Source organism: Microbacterium sp. SWDP-B6 (assembly GCF_059803615.1).
In genome coordinates this window covers 343,775-360,088 of sequence record NZ_JAPFGV010000001.1, presented here as the reverse complement: position 1 = coordinate 360,088, position 16,314 = coordinate 343,775, and the positions used below count along the sequence as shown (strand labels likewise).

Below are 16,314 nucleotides of genomic sequence, written 5' to 3'. Positions count from 1 at the left end.
CGACGCGTCGGACGGCGGGCTCCTGATCAGACGCCGACGGCGTGCGAGAGTATCGCCCGTGTGAACCGCTGGCCGCTGGCTGCGAGGCGCTCGAGATACGCGTCCAGCCCGGACGCGGATGAGCGCGCGGCCGGCGCGGACTCGGTCGTCGGGGCGTCGGCGTAATGGCGGTCGAGCGCATCCCGGAGCATGCGCACCGCCGCGGCTCGCTGCTGTGAGACGGCGGCGTGCGATACTCCCAGCTCGTCCGCGAGCTCGGTCACCGTGCGGTCGTCGAAGTAGATCGCCGTGATGATCCATCGCTTGCGTTCCGGCAGCGCAGCGACGGCCCGTCGCAGGAACTCATCGCGCTCGGATGCGATCGCGAGTTCTTCCGGCAGATACCCGGTCCACACGATCTCCGGCGCATCCGGCGCGTCAAGACTGGTGAGCAGACGTTCGGCGTCATCCAGGCCCTCTCGCGCGACTGCGGTGTCGACGCCCATGGCCGCGGCGATCTCCGTCACTGTGGGCGTGCGGCCGAGCGCCGCCGACAGGGTCTGCCTGACCTTGATCGTCTGCTTCGCCCGCACTCGTACGTCTCGAGGCGCCCAGTCCATCGACCGCAGCTCGTCTTTCAAGGCCCAGTTGACGCGTGCCCGGGCGAACGCCCCGAACGGCACACCGAGGCTCGCATCGAACTTCTCGGCCGCACGGACCAGCGCGAACGCACCGGCGGAGGCGAGATCGTCGCGGGAGACATGGGTGATGCGCGAGGCCACATACGCCGTTGCCGCGCCGACGATGTGCAGATGATCGACCACGAGCTGGTCGCGCGAGCGCATAGGCATCGAATTCGCCTCTTTCACTGTAAGTGCAAGCCCTCCCCAGCGACTCACAGTGTGGTCTCTCCCCAGCGACCGGAACTGCTTTCACCTACATGCTAGAGGTGAGACGGGCATGAAAGATCCCCGGAGGCCAAAACCTCCGGGGATTCTCGTTTACGTTCAGATAACGATGACTAATCGTTCACCTTCACTCGACGGTTCACCTCTCGAGTCGCAGAGAACTTCAGCACCGTGTAGTCGTTGACCTCGGCGTCTCCGTCGTCCTTCGCGAACTGCACACGATGCCCCTTGTGCGTCTGCGGATAGAACTTGCCGAAATTGGTGAGCGTCACCGTGTTGCCCCTGCCGACGAGGTCGAGAAGCTCGTCGATCATCGCCGTGTACGCAGTCTGTGCCGCCTGAACCGAGATGCCGCCGCGTCGTGCGAACCTCTGCACGAACTCCCGCTTGCTGACCCGATTCGTCTCGAGCGTCCTTGAAGTGCTCATGTTGTCTTCCGTCCCATGGAATGTCGCTCGTCGCCGAGCGCCGTGCGCTGTACCCCTACCAACCGCATCCGTGACGTGCCCCAGGCCCCGATCTCCTGCGACGACGCCGGGATCCCGCCAGTACCCCAGCCTGTGCTCTTCAGAGGATAGTTCCTCTTCCTTGGTATATGCGGTGAATCTCAGAATCCTCTGCATGCCGAGAGTCCGCGCCGCCGGAAGAGCCGTCGATCAGGACGCCCGCTCACCCGCCCAGAAGCGCGCGGATCGGGTACCGCTGATCCTCGAGGATCGCCTGCACCGCACGGCCGGAGGTGGCATGGATGAGGATCGGAGCTCGGAGATTGATGTAGACACCGTCTGCAGAAGGGTTGGCCACGACGAACACACGGATCTCGGAGTCATCGGCGGCGCCGACCTGCGCTCGCACCTCGGCGGGGATGGTCGGCTCGTAGCCGTAGTCCCCGGAGAGCGGATCGAGGAGGAACAACCGCACATCGGCGTCCGTGGCTCGCAGCGCGTGCAACCCCTCCGCGCCGTCGATCTGCTCGAGAGTGAACCCCGTGTGCGGGCTCAGGCCCGGCATGGGCGATGCGAACTCGACGTCCAGCGTCGCGGTCCTCTGGTCGGTCGACGCACTCATCGCAGGAACTCCATCAGATTGGTCTGCAGCGATCGCGCCGTCACCTGCAGTGCGGACTGGAAGACGAGCTCGGCAGACTGCAGTCGAACGAGCACCTCGAGGCTGTCGACGTTCTCGACCTCGGTGCGACGGGCCTCGAGGTCGATCGACGCCGAGAGGTTCTGGGCCGAGGCGCGCTCGATCTGCACCTGACGCGCCCCCGTCGTTCCTCGCGCGGCGTTGACATCCTTCAATCGTGCATCGAGGTCGCCGAGACGCGCGCCCACCTCCACGCCGCTGCGCAGGTCCGCCGCGATGTCGTTCAGCAGGGCGAACGCGCTGTCAGCACCCTCGCCGAACGCCTGTGAGCCGTCGAAGTCGACGCGCACCGTCTCGTTGTCGCTGATGCGGCGATGCACTCCGTCACCCGTGCCGCCGTTGAACGTGAACGTGGTGGCGTCGAAGGCGCCTCCCGCATCGCTCGTGCCGGCGAAGACGCTGCGACCGAGCACCCTCGTGTTCGCCTTGGCGAGCAGCTCCGCGCTGATCGACTCGAGCTCCTGCGCGATCGACTCGCGCGCTGTCGGGCTGAGCGCCCCCGAGTTGGCTCCCTGCGCGGTGAGATCCCGCGCGCGGTTGAGCAGGTCTGCGCTGGCCCCGAGAGCAGTGTCGACGGTCGTCACCCACGCCATCCCGTCGCTGAGGTTGCGGGCGAACTGGGCGACGCGCGACTGGTCGCCGTGCACGCCGAGCGCTGTGGCCGCTGCGGCAGGGTCTTCGCTCGGCGAGCGGAAGGCACGCTGCGAGGCAGCCTGATTCTGCAGGCGCTCGCGGTCCGCGAGGTTGGTCTGCAACGTCCGCAGCGACTGCTGCGTCATGGTGTTGCTCGTGATACGGCCGATCATGTTCGCTCTCCCCAGAGTCAGCGGCCGACGAGGCCGGTGCGGTTGATCAACAGATCCAGGGCCTCGTCGACAGCGGTCAGCACGCGGGCCGCTGCCTGATAGGCGGTCTGGTAGGTCAGGAGGTTGATCGTCTCCTCGTCGCCGTCGACCGAAGAGTTCGACTGCTGTGCAGTGACCGCCGCGACAGCTCCCATGTCGGCGATGTCGGCGCGCTGCAGGTCGCCTGCGACGGTGACCGCGAACCCGGTGACGAAGGTCGACCAGGTCTTGGTGGGCCCAGTCGCCGATGCACTGAGCGCGCTGATGCGGTCGGCGATCGTGGTGTCCTTCGCTCCGGCTCCCGGCGCTGCCAGAGCCAGCTCGTCGAGACCGGTGGGAACCACGCTGAGCCCGAGAGCAGCAGGGCCCGCGCCGTTGAGCGTGAAGAAGTCGCCCCCGGCTGCACCGGACGATGTGACGCCCGTGCGGTGCACGTCGTTCACGGCGGTCGCGAGCGCTGTCGCCGTCTCGTTGTAGGCCGCAGCGACTCCCGCCAGCGTGCCGCCGTCGGATGCGGGGGCGAGCGCACTGACGGTGCCGCCGACGATGCCGCCCGTGATCGGCACTGCCAGGCCCGGCCGATCGGCCCACGCGACGGTGATGCGACCGGCATCGGCGATGTCACGCGGCCCGCTCGCCACGAGCGCTCGACTGCTGTCGCCCGACACGAGCGCGTTGCCGTCGACGCGAAGGGTGAGGGTTCCGTCTGCCTCCACATTGCCCTTGGCTCCGACTGCGGTCGAGAGCTGCTGGGCGAGGACGTTGCGCTGGTCGATCAGCTCGTTGGCGTTGCGCCCGGACTGCAGTGCATCCCTGATCTGACCGTTGAGCGAGGCCACCTGGCCTGCGACGGCATTGACGTCAGCGAGCTGACTGTCGACCTGTCCACGCAGGTCGCTCCACTGCCCGGCGATCGTCTGGTATCCCGCGGCGATCTGTCCGATGAGCACGTTGGCATTCGTGAGCACGACCTGGGCCGCAGCCGGATCCGGCGTGTTGGCGAGGTCGGACCAGCCCGCCCAGAAGCGGTCGAGATTCGCCGCGAGACCGTCCTTCGTCGGTTCGGCCATCACGCCCTCTGCGCTGCTGGCGGCCGTCGCGCGGGCGCTCCAGAAGCCCGACGTCGACAGGGCATCACGGACGCGAGCGTCGAGGATGTCGTCGCCCAGCCGCGCGATCCCGGTCACGCCGACACCGCCGCCGATGCCGAGTCCCGACGGCCAGAGTCCCGTCTGCCCCGGCGCTGAGAACGAGGTCTGCTCCACCCGCTGGCGCGTGTAGCCGGGGGTGGCCTGATTGGCGATGTTCTGACCGGTCACGGTCATCCCCGCTCGTGCCGCGGAGAGCGCGGATTCTGCGAGGCGGAGCCCTGCGAATGACGACATCGTTACCTCACACCCTTGTGTCGAGAAGTCGGGCGTCCGCGCCGCGGACGACATCGCCGTGCGTGTCGTACTCGCCGGTCGGAACGCCGAGACCCGCGATGGTCTCCTGTGTGACCCGGATGGCCGTGCGCAGGCGCTGCTCGTTGACCTTCTTCATGTCGCCGATCTCGTCGGCCAGGGTCGTCATCGCGTCGAGGTGCCCCGTCAGGATCTCGCGCCACGCGTCGGTCGGTGCGGCCTCGATCAGATCGCGGAGCGTCGTCGCCTCCGGCACGCCCCACTCGTCAGCCACAGCGATGACCAGCGTGTCACGCGAGAGGGCGACTGTCGGCATGGCCGCGATGACCCGCTCGATCTCGTTCGCCGCATGGTGGATCCAACGGTTGCGTCCGGTCGCGAGCAGCATCTGCTGCTCGTCGAGCTTGAAGAGCAGCACCTCGAGAAGGTCGCGCTCTCGCATCAGTTGCATGCTCAGGTCGTGAGCGGCCACGGTTCGTCACCTCGTCATGTCACGGTTTCCATGACGGGATCGCCCGTCACATCCACGACTATCGCGACAAGGAGCGGGCCAGTAACTCGGCGCGCGTCGAGATGACGCTCCTGCGACCGGATCAGGGTGCCGGGGTCGTTCTTCCCAGGATGCCGAGGAGAACCGATTCGGCGGACTCATCGGAGGATGTCTGGACGGCTTCCTGGTTCGCGTCGCTCACCGCGAGGACGATCTCGGCGCGGTTGATGCGCTTGTCGCGAGGCGCATCGATGCCGACGCGGACGCCGCTGGGCGTCACCGCGAGAATGGTGACGGTGATGTCGTCGCCGATCACGATGCTCTCGTTGGCGCGTCTCGTGAGTACCAGCATGCGTCGTCTGCCTTCCATGGCGTGAGCGCTGTTGCGCCCTCTGCCCACAAACGTATCGCACTCAGCTCGTAAATGAGCAGATCCAGGCCCTACACTGCCGCGCTCGGAAGAGCCGACTGCGTCATGCGCACCACTCCGACGACGTCGGTCGCGAGGCCGCCTGCCGCCGCCTCGTCGTACGACAGCACGGGGAGGCCGCTGACCTGCGACGAGACCATCCGACGCACGGCCTGACGCAGAGACGGAGCACACACGAGCACGGGTTCCGGACCCACCTGCTCGAGCTCGGCGACGGTGCGACGCACGTTCTCGAGCACCTGCATGGTCGACTCCGGCGTCAGCACGATCTGCGGATGGCCGTCGACGACCCGCATCCCCTCGAGCATCTGCTGTTCGAGCATCGGCTCGAACATGACGACCCGGATCCGTCCGTCTTCGGCGAAGCGCGAGGCGATCGCCGGCCCGAGCGCCGCCCTGGCCGCGTCGATCAGCCCCGCGGTCTCGGTCGAGGTCTTGCCTCGCAGTGCGAGCGCCTCGTAGATGCGGGAGAGGTCGTTGATCGGCACCCGCTCGGCGAGAAGCCCCGCCAGGACGCGCTGGATCGCGGCGAGCGACAGCACGGCCGGAGTGAGCTCCTCGACCGTCGCGGGGCTGGACTGCTTCAGGTGCTCGGTCAGCTGGCGTACGTCTTCGAGCGAGAGCAGCCGATCGGCCTGGCTCTGCACGATGTCGGAGAGGTGGGTGATGATCACGCTCGCCCGATCGATCACCGTCGCACCCGCCATGTCAGCGGCGTGCGACATCTCGGCGGGCACCCATTTGCCCTCGAGGCCGAACACGGGGTCGACCACGGCCGTGCCGGGAAGCTGTTCGAGACCCGTGCCGATCGCGAGCACGTGTCCGCGCGGCACGGATCCGCGCCCGGCCTCGACCCCGGCGATGAGGATCGAGTAGGTCTGCGCCGGCAGGTCGATGTTGTCACGGGTGCGCACCGGCGGCATCAGGATGCCGATGTCCAGAGCGAGCTTGCGACGAAGGGACTTCACCCGGGTGAGCAGATCCCCCGCTCCCCCGGATGCCAGATCGACGATGTCAGGTGACAGCGAGATCTCCAGCGCGTGCACGCGCATCCTGTCCATGAGCTCTTCCGGTCCCTCGGCCCCGGCCTCGACGGCCTCCTGCTGCAGCGCATCGGCCTCGAGTGCGGCATCGCGGTCTTCGTTGGCCTTGACGCGGGATGCCGCGAACAGCAGCACCGCTCCGATCGCCAGGAAGATCACGAGGGGCATCCCGGGGATGAAGCCCATGGCGATGGCTGCGAGGCCCGTGATCACGAGCGCGTTGCGCGACTGCATGAGCTGACGACCGGCCGCCTGTCCCATCTCGGACTCGGCGTTCTCGCGAGTCACGATCATGCCGGTCGACACGGCCATCAGCAGCGCGGGGATCTGGGTGACCAGTCCGTCGCCGATGGTGAGGATGCTATAGGTCTCGAGGGCGTCGCCGACCTCCATGCCGTGCTGCACCATGCCGATGATGATGCCACCGACGAAGTTGATGACGACGATCACGATGCCCGCGATCGCGTCACCCTTGACGAACTTCGACGCGCCGTCCATCGCGCCGTAGAAGTCGGCCTCCGCCGCGACCTCGGCTCGACGCCTGCGCGCCTCGGTGTCGGTGATCAGCCCGGCGTTCAGATCCGCGTCGATCGCCATCTGCTTGCCGGGCATGGCATCGAGGGTGAATCGTGCTCCGACCTCGGCGACGCGCTCTGCACCCTTGGTGACGACGACGAACTGGATGACGGTGAGGATGAGGAAGATCACCGCACCGATCACGAGCGACCCGCTGATCGTGATCTCCCCGAACGCCTGGATCACCTCGCCTGCGTGCGCCTCGCTGAGCACGAGACGCGTCGACGCGACGTTCAGACCGAGCCGGAAGAGCGTCGCGACGAGCAACAGGCTGGGAAAGACCGAGAAGTCGAGCGGCTTCTTGATGAACATCGCGGTGAGGAGGATCAGGAGCGCGAACGAGATGTTCAGGACGATGAGGACGTCGAGGAGCCCGGTCGGGATGGGCACGATGAGCAGGAGGATGATGCCCACCACTCCTACGGGCACCGTCGCCTTGGACAACAGCTGACCGATCATGCGTCTCGCCTTCGTTCTCTCTCGTCGTTCGAAATCTGTTCGTGACCGGCTCAGAGGCCGCGGTCCCTGGTGCTCGCGAAGGGCATCGTGTGCGTCCCCCTGGCCGACCCTCGGCGCTTGAGATGCTCGATGAAGGCGAGCACCTGGGCGACGGCGGTGTAGAGCTCTTCGGGGATCTCCCGCCCGATCTCGCAGGCCGAGTGCAGCGCACGCGCGAGCGGGACGTCCTTGATCATCGGCACGCCGGCCTCCTCCGCCCTCTCGCGGATCTTCTGCGCCACGATCCCCGCCCCCTTCGCCACGACCCGAGGGGCCGACTTGCCCGGCTCGTACCTCAGCGCGACCGCGACGTGGGTGGGGTTCACCAGGACGACATCGCTGTCGCCGACCGCGGCGATCATCCGGTTGCGGCTCATGGCGAGCTGCCGCGAACGGCGCTGCGAGCGCACGAGCGGATCGCCCTCGCTCTTCTTGTGCTCGTCCTTGGCCTCGTTCTTCGTCATATGGGTGTGCTTGCGGTTGCGTCGCATCACGACCGCCACGTCGATCGCGGCCAGCAGGATGCCCACCGCGACGGCGACCTGCAGGAGCGCGATCGCTCCCCCGGCCGCCTGCTCGAGCAGCCAGGTGATGTTGTGGCTGCCGCTGGCCATGAGCACAGGCACGAGACCTGAGACGACGATCCAGAGCGCGAGCCCGATCGCCAGCGTCTTCAGCAGCGCTTTGGCACCCTCCCAGAGCGCCTGCTGCCCGAAGACCCGCTTCATGCCGGACACGATGTTGAACTGCTCGGTGCGCATCGTCACCCCTCGCAGATGGATGCCGCCCTGAGCGACTGCGGTGGCCGTCGTCGCGAGCAGCACCACCACCAGCATCGGGAGCAGGATGCCGCCGAGCGATGCGATCGCCGAGCCGAGCACGTCGAGGGCCGCGCCGTCGGTGGGGTTCATCGCGACGGGTGTCACGGCGAGGAAGAGCTCGGTGACGACCTGCGTGCCGGAGGCGATCGTCGGCACCATCATCACGGCGGCGGCCGCTATGCAGACCCAGGCGGTGAAGTCCTGGCTGCGGCCGATCTGCCCCTTCTTCCGCGCTTCCTTCAGGCGACGCTCGGTCGCCTTCTCGGTGCGTTCGCCGCTGTCGGACTCACTCATCGCGTCACCCCCAGGAGCAGCCTCGCGGCTTCCTCGGCGATGACTGCGACGACACCGGGCAGCGCCGCGTAGACGAATCCGACCAGCAGCAGCGTGAGACCGATCTTGATCGGGAAGCCCATGGCGAACGCGTTCAGTGCCGGCGCGACGCGACTGACCAGTCCGAGCCCGACGTCTGCGAGGAAGAGCACGATGAGCAGCGGGCCCGCGATCTGCACGGCGCTGAGCATCATCTGCCCCGCAGCCCCCACGAGTGCCTCCGCCGGCTTGGCGAGATCGATCATGCCGGTGACGGGCACGGCGTCGAACGAGCGGAACAGGCCGCCGAGCACGAGCTGGTATCCGTCCGAGGCGAACAGCAGCATGATCGCGGTCGTCTGGAACAGACGCGTGAACTGCGCACCGTTGATCGCCATCCCGGGGTCGAACGCCTGCGCCAGCTGGAACCCGCCGAACGTGTCGACGAGATGGCCCGCCCCCTGGATCGCGCTGAAGAGCACCATCACCAGAAAGCCGAGGAGCGCGCCCGTCAGCGCCTGACCGGCCAGGGCGAGCATGAAGGCTCCGGTGTCGAGACGTTCGTAGCCTGCTGTCACCACCGGCGATACGGCGAGAGCGAGACCCACGCCGAGCATCGCGCGGATCCGCATCGGGATCGTGCCGTGGCTGAACGGCGGCGCCAGCACCAGGAAGGCGGTGATCCGCACGCAGGCGAGGGAGGTCGCCTCGAGCCACGTGAAGTCGATGGGGATGTTCATCAGCCGCCGTTCAGCAGCGACGGGATCCGCGCGAACATCTCGTTCGTGAAGGCGATCATCTCGGCGATCATCCAATGCCCCGTCACGAGCAGGGCGATGCCGACGGCGACGAGCTTCGGCACGAACGAGATCGTCATCTCCTGCACCTGAGTGATGGACTGCAGCAGCGAGATGGCGAATCCCACCACGAGCGCGGTGATGAGCAGCGGCGCGCAGAGCTTCGCGCCCACGATGAGCGCCGCCTGCCCGATGTCGATGACGGCCTCCGGGTTCATCAGCCACCCCCGTTGTACGACTGGACGAGCGCCGTGATGACCATGCCCCAGCCGTCGATGAGCAGGAACAGGAGGATCTTGAACGGCAGCGAGATCATGACGGGAGGCAGCATCATCATGCCCATCGACATCAGTGCGCTGGCGACGACGAGATCGATCACGAGGAAGGGGACGAAGATGATGAACCCGATCAGGAAGGCAGCGCGCAGCTCGCTGATCATGAACGCCGGCACGAGCGTCTGCAGCGGGATGCTGGCGGCGTCCGTGGGGTTCTCCATCTGCGCCGCCCGGTGCATCAGCGCGATGTCCTCTTCGCGGGTGTAGGTGAGCATCCACTCGCGCAGCGGCTCCTGGGCGAGCTCGAACGCCCTGCCGAAGTCGATCTGACCATCGGTGAACGGTGCGACCGCGACGGCATTGATGTCGGTGAGCACCGGCCACATGATGAACAGCGTCAGAAAGAGGCTCAGCCCCGCGAGCACCTGGTTCGGCGGGATCGACGGCAGCGAGAGCGCATTGCGGGTGAGGGCGAGCACCACGAAGATCTTGGTGAAGCTCGACATCATCAGCAGCAGGGCCGGAGCGACGCTGAGAACGGTGATGCCGAGCAGCGTCATGATGCTGTCGGACGGGGTCCCGTTGATGCCGTTGATCGTCACGCCGTCGCCATCACCGGTCTCCGTCGGCATGAGCGACGCGGCGGCGTGCGCACCGGTGGTCTGCAGGAGCACCAGAACCGCCGCGATGCCGAACGCGACGCTGAGGAGCACCCAGGCACGCCGCGGCAGTCGCGGTGCGCGCGCAGACGGCGACGCGGCGACTGCGGCGGATACGGGCACGGCGGCACTCCGAAGATGGGTGACGTGGCCGATCCGTAGCCAGAGGGTCGAGCGATCCGTGCTCGCAGTCGACTATCGCGACACGACGAGGTGCACGTAACCGCGTCGATCGATGAGCTGAATGCCGTCAGGCGACGGAGCGCAGTGCGCGGTCGACGATGTCGTCGGGCATCTCGGAGACAGCGGGGCGCTCGTCCTCCGCGAGGACATCCTCGGCGAGCGGAGGCGCCTCCTGGGTGTCGACGACGTTGATCCCGTGCTCGGTCACGCCGAGCACGTAGCGGATGCCGCCGAACTCGGCGACCACGAGCTGCGCCTTGCCCCCGATGCCCGACCGCGCCACCACGGTGATCTTCTCCGGGCGCGGGCGCGGGCGCGTGGCTGCCGCCGGACGCGACGGCACGAGCTCGGTCAGCTTGGCGAGCTTCTTCGGCATCAGCCCGGCCAGCGGGCTCACTCCCTTCGCCTGTGACTTCTGCAGGCGACGGCTCAGGAAGAGGAGCAGACCGAGCACCGCTCCCAGCGCCACGATCGCTCGGAGCGCGACGAGGATGTCGTCCATCGTCAGACCGTCTCGGCGCCGTCGAGGATACGCTCGACGCGGATCGCGAAGTCGCCCTCCGCGACCACGACGGTGCCGTGCCCGATCAGGCGGCCGTTCAGCTTGATGTCCGCGGGAGACCCGGCCGCGCGGTCGAGCTCGACCACACGCCCCGGTTCGAGCGAGAGCACGTCGCGCACCGGCATCCGTGTGCGCCCGATCTCGACCACGAGCTCCATCTCGACGCCCGCGATGCGATTCAGTCGCTGAGGACCCGCCGCGGCTGCGGACCTCGCCCCGTCGATGCGCACGGATGCGCGGGCCACGACGCTGCCGTCGGCGTCGACCATATCAAATACCTGCGTGCCCGAGTCGGTGAAGACATCAGTGGCCGCGACCACGGCTCCGTCGCCGAGCGAACCGCTGCCGAGCACGGCTGTGGCCGCCTCGAAGATCGGATGCAGTCGATCGGTCAGCGGTGCGGTCTTCGAACCGTCCTCCAGTTGCGACGGATCGACGACCTGGATCGCGATACGAGCACCGGGGCTGCCCGTGAAGGTGACGACGACCGCGTCGCCCGACGCGCCCGGGTCGGTCGAGGGCGCCGGGATGACGGGGTATCCGAACGGCAGCTTGCCGGCGATCGCCGCGGCGATGGCGGTCTCATGGAAGGTGCTCATCAGTGGGTCTCCTCATGGGTGGTCGTGATCTTGCATGTGAGGCGCGAGCCCCTGCTGCCGGGTGTCGCGAGGGCGATCCGCGTCTGTCCGGCCATCAGCTCGTAAGGTCGAGTCTCCGGGTGCGGCAGGCGCAGCAGGTCTCCCGGCGCGAGGTCGAGGATTTCACCGGTGCCGATCGTGATGGGGGCGAGACGCAGCGTCAGCTCCAACGGGGTGCTGCGCACCTGTTCGAGGGTCTGCTCGGTCGTGTGAGCCGATGCAGCATCGGATCCTGAGGCCGCAAGGCGGTCGACGACCGCCGACGCGGGCAGCATGACGGTCGCCGTCGACTCCGAGTCGCCCAGCCGCATCGTGTAGCGGGCGACGATCACCGCGGCGGTGGCGGAGATGACCTGCATGTACTGGGGGTTGTAGTGCACGGCGCTGAACCTCGGTGCGCCCGGGAGCAGAGCATCGAGGCTGGCGTGGAGGTGCTCGAACGTGCCCTCCATCAGGTTGCGGACGAGAGCCAGTTCGATCGGAGTGAACGTACGGGCTGCGGGAAGCGATGTGCTCCTGCCCCCCATCATCTGCACGACCCACAGCAGGGCGCTGTCGAGTCCGAACTGCACGACGCACGGCTCATCACGGTCGGCGAAGGAGCCGGCGACCATCGCCGTCGTGCCGGGGAGCGTGTCGGAGTACTCCTCATACGAGACCAGGTCGACGCTCTCGAGCGCCAGATGCGCCCGCACGCGGATCTTGTCGGTCAGCTGCGACGACCACAGCCGGGCGAACGACTCGAACGCCGCCTCGAGATGCCGGGTGCTCTCGCGCCCGAGCTGGGCCGGGCGTCCGAAATCGTACGCCGGGTAGCGCACGACCGGGTCATCGAGCACGGCGGATGCGGTCATGACGGTCTCCTCGACGGTGGTGTTCACGTGAGTGCTCACTTGTTCGCAGCAGCCGCGAGAGCGGGTATCAGCGCTCTCACCTGCTCTTCTTCGTTCGACTCGACGACGATGTCGACGCGTCTGTTGCTGGCCAGCGCCTGTGGGCTGTCGCCCGGCACGATGGGGCGGGTGTCGGAGAACGCGGTGGCCTTCACGCGTGGACCTCCCAAGCCTTCGTGCTCGACGAGGAATCGAGCCACCTGGGTCGCGCGCCCTCCCGAGAGCTCCCAGTTGGTCGGGAAGGGAGCGGCCGAGACCCGGTGATCGGCGTGCCCCTCGACGCTCACCTGATTGTCGACCGTGGCCAGGACGTCTCCGATGGTGTCGAGCACCGCATCGGCCTTCGCCGAGAGGTCGGTGCTGTTGTCGGCGAAGAAGGTCTCGGCGCCGACCAGCCCGACCTGGAGCCCTCGATCGTCGATCACGAACTGCACGGTGTCCTGCAGTCCCTGAGCCGCCAGGGACGTACTCATGCGGTCACGCAGGCCCACGAGCGACTCGAACTCGGTCTCCGCGCGGGCGGCGAGGTCGACCACGCCGTCGTCGTCCTGCAGCTCGGGCGGCACGATCACGCCCTCTGCGGTGTCGGCGCCACCCTCGGTGCTCTCCTGCCCGAACCCCGTCGCCAGGCTGTTCGCGAGCAACTCGAACTTCGTCTTGTCGACATTCGACACGGCGAACAGCACGATGAACAGGCACATGAGAACGGTGACCATATCGGCATACGAGACGGCCCAGCGCTCGTCCGGCTCGTCATGCGAGTCGTCCTCATGCCCGCGACCGCGAGCTCGACGGGCTGTGCTCACTGGACGCCCTCGACCGACTCAGGCTCCCGCTTCTGCTTGCCGGCCTTGGGCTTCACGGTCGACAGCGCCTCGAGTCGCTCCTGCAGGAGGTGGGGCGCGCTGCCGGCCTGGATGGCGAGCATCCCCTCGGAGACGAGGGTCATCCTCTCGAGTTCGACGGCCCCGATCCGACCCAGGCGGCCGGCGATCGGGTTCCAGATGAAGTTGGCAGAGAGGAGGCCCCAGAGGGTGGCGACGAAGGCTGCGGCGATCATCGGACCGAGGTGATCGGGTTCGTCGAGCTTCTCGAGCACGTGCGTCAGGGAGACGACGGTGCCGACGATGCCGATCGTCGGCGCATATCCGCCCAGAGAGCCGAAGAACTTCGATGCGACGCGGTTGCGCGACGATGTCGCCGCGATCTCGTCATCCATGAGGGTCCGCAGATCCTCGGCATCCGTGCCGTCCGCGAGCGCCTGAAGCGCCTGCCTGGTGAACTCGTCAGGCGCGGAGTCGAGTTCCTGTTCGAGGGCGAGGAGCCCTTCACCCCGAGCCTTCTCGGCATACCCGACGAGGAACGGGATCACCGCCTCCGGTGTCATCTTGGGGCCACGGACCATGCGCCCGAGGCTCTTCACCGCGAGGATCGTGTCGCGGAGCGTGTGGCTCGCGATGCCGACGCCGATCGTCGAGCCGAGCACCAGGATCATCGGCGCGGGGATGAGCAGAGCCTCGAAGCTCGCCCCCTCCATCGTGATCATCGCGACGAGCGCGCCGAACGCCAGGACCACTCCGATGATGAACGCGGGATCCATGATCACGCGCCCGTCTGCGAGGTCAGAGCCTGGGCTGCGCCGAGGACGCGCGCACGGTAGGCGACGATCAGGTCGATCAGGGCGTCGAGGTCCTCCTCGACCACGTACACATGCCCGTCGACCATGTGCAGAGTCGTGTCCGGCGACGCATGGATTCGTTCGATCAGGTCGGGGTTCACCGCGAACCGGGTGCGGTCGAGGCGGGTGACGATGATCATCGAGGGGGTCTCCGGGCTTCGGATGAGAGGGGGAAGTCTGCCCCGACTATCGCGACGCGGCCCTCCCCCGGTAACCAGTCGGCGCACCGGCGGGTCTCGACATCACGACGCGCGAGGGGCGACGAGTCCGGTGGCTGGACCGCCCAGTGCGCGGAGGGCATAGAGGATCGTCGCGAGGTCGACCGCTTCCTGGACGAGAGCACCCGCGACCGCCGGGATGATCCCCGTCATCGCGACGAGCATGAGCCCCACGCTCAGCCCGATGCCGATCCAGATCGCGGTGAGCGCAACACGCAGTGTGTGCCGTCCGATGGCGACCGCATCGACGACCTTGGCCAGTGAATCGACCAGGATCACGACGTCGGCAGCGTCGCCCGCGGCCGTCGCCCCACGGGCGCCCATCGCGACACCGATGTCGGCGGCCGCCAGTACAGGCGCGTCGTTGACACCGTCGCCCACCATCATCATCGGTCTCGGACGGAGGTCGGCGGCGAGCCCGACCTTCTCCGGCGGGAGGAGTTCTGCGTGGACATCGTCGATCCCGGCCTCGCGAGCGACGGATTCCGCGGTCGATCGAGCATCTCCCGTGAGCATCGTGATGCGCTCGATGCCGTGCGAGCGGAGCCAGGACACGACCGAGGTCGCTTCAGGTCGCGGCGCATCCGCGAGGATGAGGACGCCTCCGAACCGCCCGTCGATCGCCACGTAGGCCGCAGCCTCGCCTGTCCCGAGAGTTGCGCGCACGGTGTCGGCGGCGAGCGATGCGACGAAAGCGGGCTTGCCGACGACGACGGTGCGGCCGTCGATGACCGCCACCACACCGTTGGTCGCGACTTCACTCGCGTCATCGGATCGACGGAGTTCGAGGCGACGCTCTGCGGCGGCGCGACGGATTCCTTCGGCGAGCACGTGCGACGAGTACTGCTCGGCGGACGCCGCGAGCATCAGCAGTTCGTCAGCATCGATCCCCGTGGCGGGTCGCACATCGACGAGGTCGGGGCGTCCCTGGGTGAGGGTGCCCGTCTTGTCGAAGGCCGCGGACCGCACCCGAGCCAGCTGCTCGATCACCGCACCGCCCTTCATGATCACTCCGGTCTTGGCCGCCCGGGAGAGTCCGCCGAGGAATGCCACGGGAGCCGCGATGAGGAGAGGACACGGAGTCGCGAGCACGAGCACCTCGGCGAACCGTGTCGAGTCACCGGAGATCGCCCATGCGGCGCCGGCCAGCACGAGAGCGACGGCGGTGAACGGAATCGCGAATCGATCGGCGAGACGCACGACCGGGGCGTGCGACTCCTCAGCCTCGTGCACGAGCGCGACGATCTGCTGGTATTGGCTGTCTGCGCTCGATCGCAGTGCGCGGATGCGGACGGCCCGTGCTCCGTTGATCGCCCCGGACAGCACCTCGCCCCCGGCCTCGCGAGCGACGGGCATGCTCTCGCCGGTGAGCGATGATTCGTCGAACTCACCTGACGCCGAAAGCAGCACGCCGTCGATCGGCACGATCTCGGCCGGACGCACCAGCAGCGCGTCGCCGACCGCGACATCGTCGACTGCGACATCCCGAACCTCTTCCGAGTCCGGTGCCAGCGGATGCACGAGGACATGTGCGATCCGCGGAGACCTGTCCAGCAGTGCCGAGAGGTCCCGTTTCGCACGTCGGCCCGCGAACTGCTCCAGGGCTTCGCCGCCCGCGAGCATCAGGACGATGATGAGTGCCGCGATGTACTCTCCGACGGCGAGAGTGGCGACCATCGCGACGACTGCGAGGATGTCGAGCCCGACGTGCCCGCGAAGCACATCCCGCACCATTCCGACGAGCGTCCAGACGACGAACGCTCCGACATAGGCAGTGGCGATCCATCGTCCGACGGCGGGTATGCCGACCATGTGCAGAGCGAGCACCCCCGCGAGAACCACGACCGTGATGATGATCACGGGGTACCGCCGGACGAAGCGCATTCCCTCAGCCTCTCTCCCCGCTGCCCCTGGCGCCAGGGGCAGTGTTCGACAGAGCCCCCGGCCGCTTCTCGGCAGC

At 67.6% G+C, this 16,314-nt stretch carries 19 protein-coding genes; all 19 read right to left on the bottom strand.

From position 1 onward, the window contains the following. Positions 1-26: 26 nt before the first annotated feature. A complete protein-coding gene (locus OPU70_RS01855) occupies positions 27-830 on the bottom strand; it encodes a sigma-70 family RNA polymerase sigma factor (protein WP_475123068.1) in 804 nt (267 codons plus the stop codon). Positions 831-1,000: 170 nt separating this feature from the next. Continuing rightward, positions 1,001-1,315 (bottom strand): HU family DNA-binding protein, encoded by a 315-nt coding sequence (locus tag OPU70_RS01850; protein WP_042541126.1) that lies wholly within the window; start codon positions 1,313-1,315, stop codon positions 1,001-1,003. A 241-nt stretch (positions 1,316-1,556) separates the two neighbouring features. Then, positions 1,557-1,955, bottom strand: coding sequence for a flagellar assembly protein FliW (locus tag OPU70_RS01845; RefSeq protein WP_475123069.1), 399 nt, complete (start codon positions 1,953-1,955; stop codon positions 1,557-1,559). After that, entirely contained in the window at positions 1,952-2,839 is an 888-nt protein-coding gene (flgL, locus tag OPU70_RS01840; RefSeq protein WP_042541122.1) for a flagellar hook-associated protein FlgL, read from the bottom strand. Before flgL ends, OPU70_RS01845 begins: the two co-directional genes overlap by 4 nt. A 17-nt stretch (positions 2,840-2,856) precedes the next feature. Continuing rightward, complete coding sequence (gene flgK, locus OPU70_RS01835; RefSeq protein WP_498557042.1) at positions 2,857-4,263, bottom strand: flagellar hook-associated protein FlgK; 1,407 nt, start codon at positions 4,261-4,263, stop codon at positions 2,857-2,859. A gap of 7 nt (positions 4,264-4,270) precedes the next feature. Further along, the gene (gene flgN, locus OPU70_RS01830; RefSeq protein WP_042541118.1) at positions 4,271-4,753 is read right to left on the bottom strand and encodes a flagellar export chaperone FlgN; all 483 of its coding nucleotides are present in this window, start codon (positions 4,751-4,753) and stop codon (positions 4,271-4,273) included. A 121-nt stretch (positions 4,754-4,874) separates the two neighbouring features. After that, entirely contained in the window at positions 4,875-5,123 is a 249-nt protein-coding gene (gene csrA / locus OPU70_RS01825) for a carbon storage regulator CsrA (protein ID WP_056377568.1), read from the bottom strand. A gap of 89 nt (positions 5,124-5,212) precedes the next feature. Next, positions 5,213-7,279, bottom strand: a complete 2,067-nt coding sequence (locus OPU70_RS01820; RefSeq protein WP_042541112.1) for a flagellar biosynthesis protein FlhA — start codon at positions 7,277-7,279, stop codon at positions 5,213-5,215. A 50-nt stretch (positions 7,280-7,329) separates the two neighbouring features. Then, the gene (locus OPU70_RS01815; protein ID WP_079112897.1) at positions 7,330-8,433 is read right to left on the bottom strand and encodes an EscU/YscU/HrcU family type III secretion system export apparatus switch protein; all 1,104 of its coding nucleotides are present in this window, start codon (positions 8,431-8,433) and stop codon (positions 7,330-7,332) included. Beyond that, positions 8,430-9,191 carry a flagellar biosynthetic protein FliR gene (locus OPU70_RS01810; protein ID WP_498557041.1) on the bottom strand — a complete coding sequence of 254 codons (762 nt, stop codon included), beginning with the start codon at positions 9,189-9,191 and terminating at the stop codon, positions 8,430-8,432. The genes OPU70_RS01815 and OPU70_RS01810 overlap by 4 nt, the downstream gene beginning before the upstream one ends. Beyond that, complete coding sequence (gene fliQ / locus OPU70_RS01805) at positions 9,191-9,466, bottom strand: flagellar biosynthesis protein FliQ (protein ID WP_042541106.1); 276 nt, start codon at positions 9,464-9,466, stop codon at positions 9,191-9,193. The genes OPU70_RS01810 and fliQ overlap by 1 nt, the downstream gene beginning before the upstream one ends. Then, a complete protein-coding gene (gene fliP, locus OPU70_RS01800; RefSeq protein WP_498557040.1) occupies positions 9,466-10,305 on the bottom strand; it encodes a flagellar type III secretion system pore protein FliP in 840 nt (279 codons plus the stop codon). Before fliP ends, fliQ begins: the two co-directional genes overlap by 1 nt. A gap of 127 nt (positions 10,306-10,432) precedes the next feature. Continuing rightward, complete coding sequence (locus OPU70_RS01795) at positions 10,433-10,867, bottom strand: flagellar biosynthetic protein FliO (RefSeq protein WP_042541104.1); 435 nt, start codon at positions 10,865-10,867, stop codon at positions 10,433-10,435. 2 nt (positions 10,868-10,869) lie between these two features. Beyond that, positions 10,870-11,526, bottom strand: a complete 657-nt coding sequence (locus OPU70_RS01790) for a FliM/FliN family flagellar motor switch protein (RefSeq protein ID WP_042541101.1) — start codon at positions 11,524-11,526, stop codon at positions 10,870-10,872. After that, positions 11,526-12,419, bottom strand: coding sequence for a flagellar motor switch protein FliM (locus OPU70_RS01785; protein WP_042541177.1), 894 nt, complete (start codon positions 12,417-12,419; stop codon positions 11,526-11,528). The genes OPU70_RS01790 and OPU70_RS01785 overlap by 1 nt, the downstream gene beginning before the upstream one ends. Positions 12,420-12,454: 35 nt before the next feature. After that, positions 12,455-13,264 carry an OmpA/MotB family protein gene (locus tag OPU70_RS01780; RefSeq protein WP_042541099.1) on the bottom strand — a complete coding sequence of 270 codons (810 nt, stop codon included), beginning with the start codon at positions 13,262-13,264 and terminating at the stop codon, positions 12,455-12,457. Then, positions 13,261-14,058 carry a motility protein A gene (locus tag OPU70_RS01775; protein ID WP_042541097.1) on the bottom strand — a complete coding sequence of 266 codons (798 nt, stop codon included), beginning with the start codon at positions 14,056-14,058 and terminating at the stop codon, positions 13,261-13,263. Before OPU70_RS01775 ends, OPU70_RS01780 begins: the two co-directional genes overlap by 4 nt. Before the next feature lie 2 nt (positions 14,059-14,060). Further along, on the bottom strand, positions 14,061-14,276 hold the full coding sequence (locus OPU70_RS01770; RefSeq protein WP_042541095.1) for a flagellar FlbD family protein: 216 nt from the start codon (positions 14,274-14,276) through the stop codon (positions 14,061-14,063). Between the two features lie 102 nt (positions 14,277-14,378). Then, entirely contained in the window at positions 14,379-16,238 is a 1,860-nt protein-coding gene (locus tag OPU70_RS01765) for a heavy metal translocating P-type ATPase (protein WP_498557039.1), read from the bottom strand. Positions 16,239-16,314: the final 76 nt, after the last annotated feature.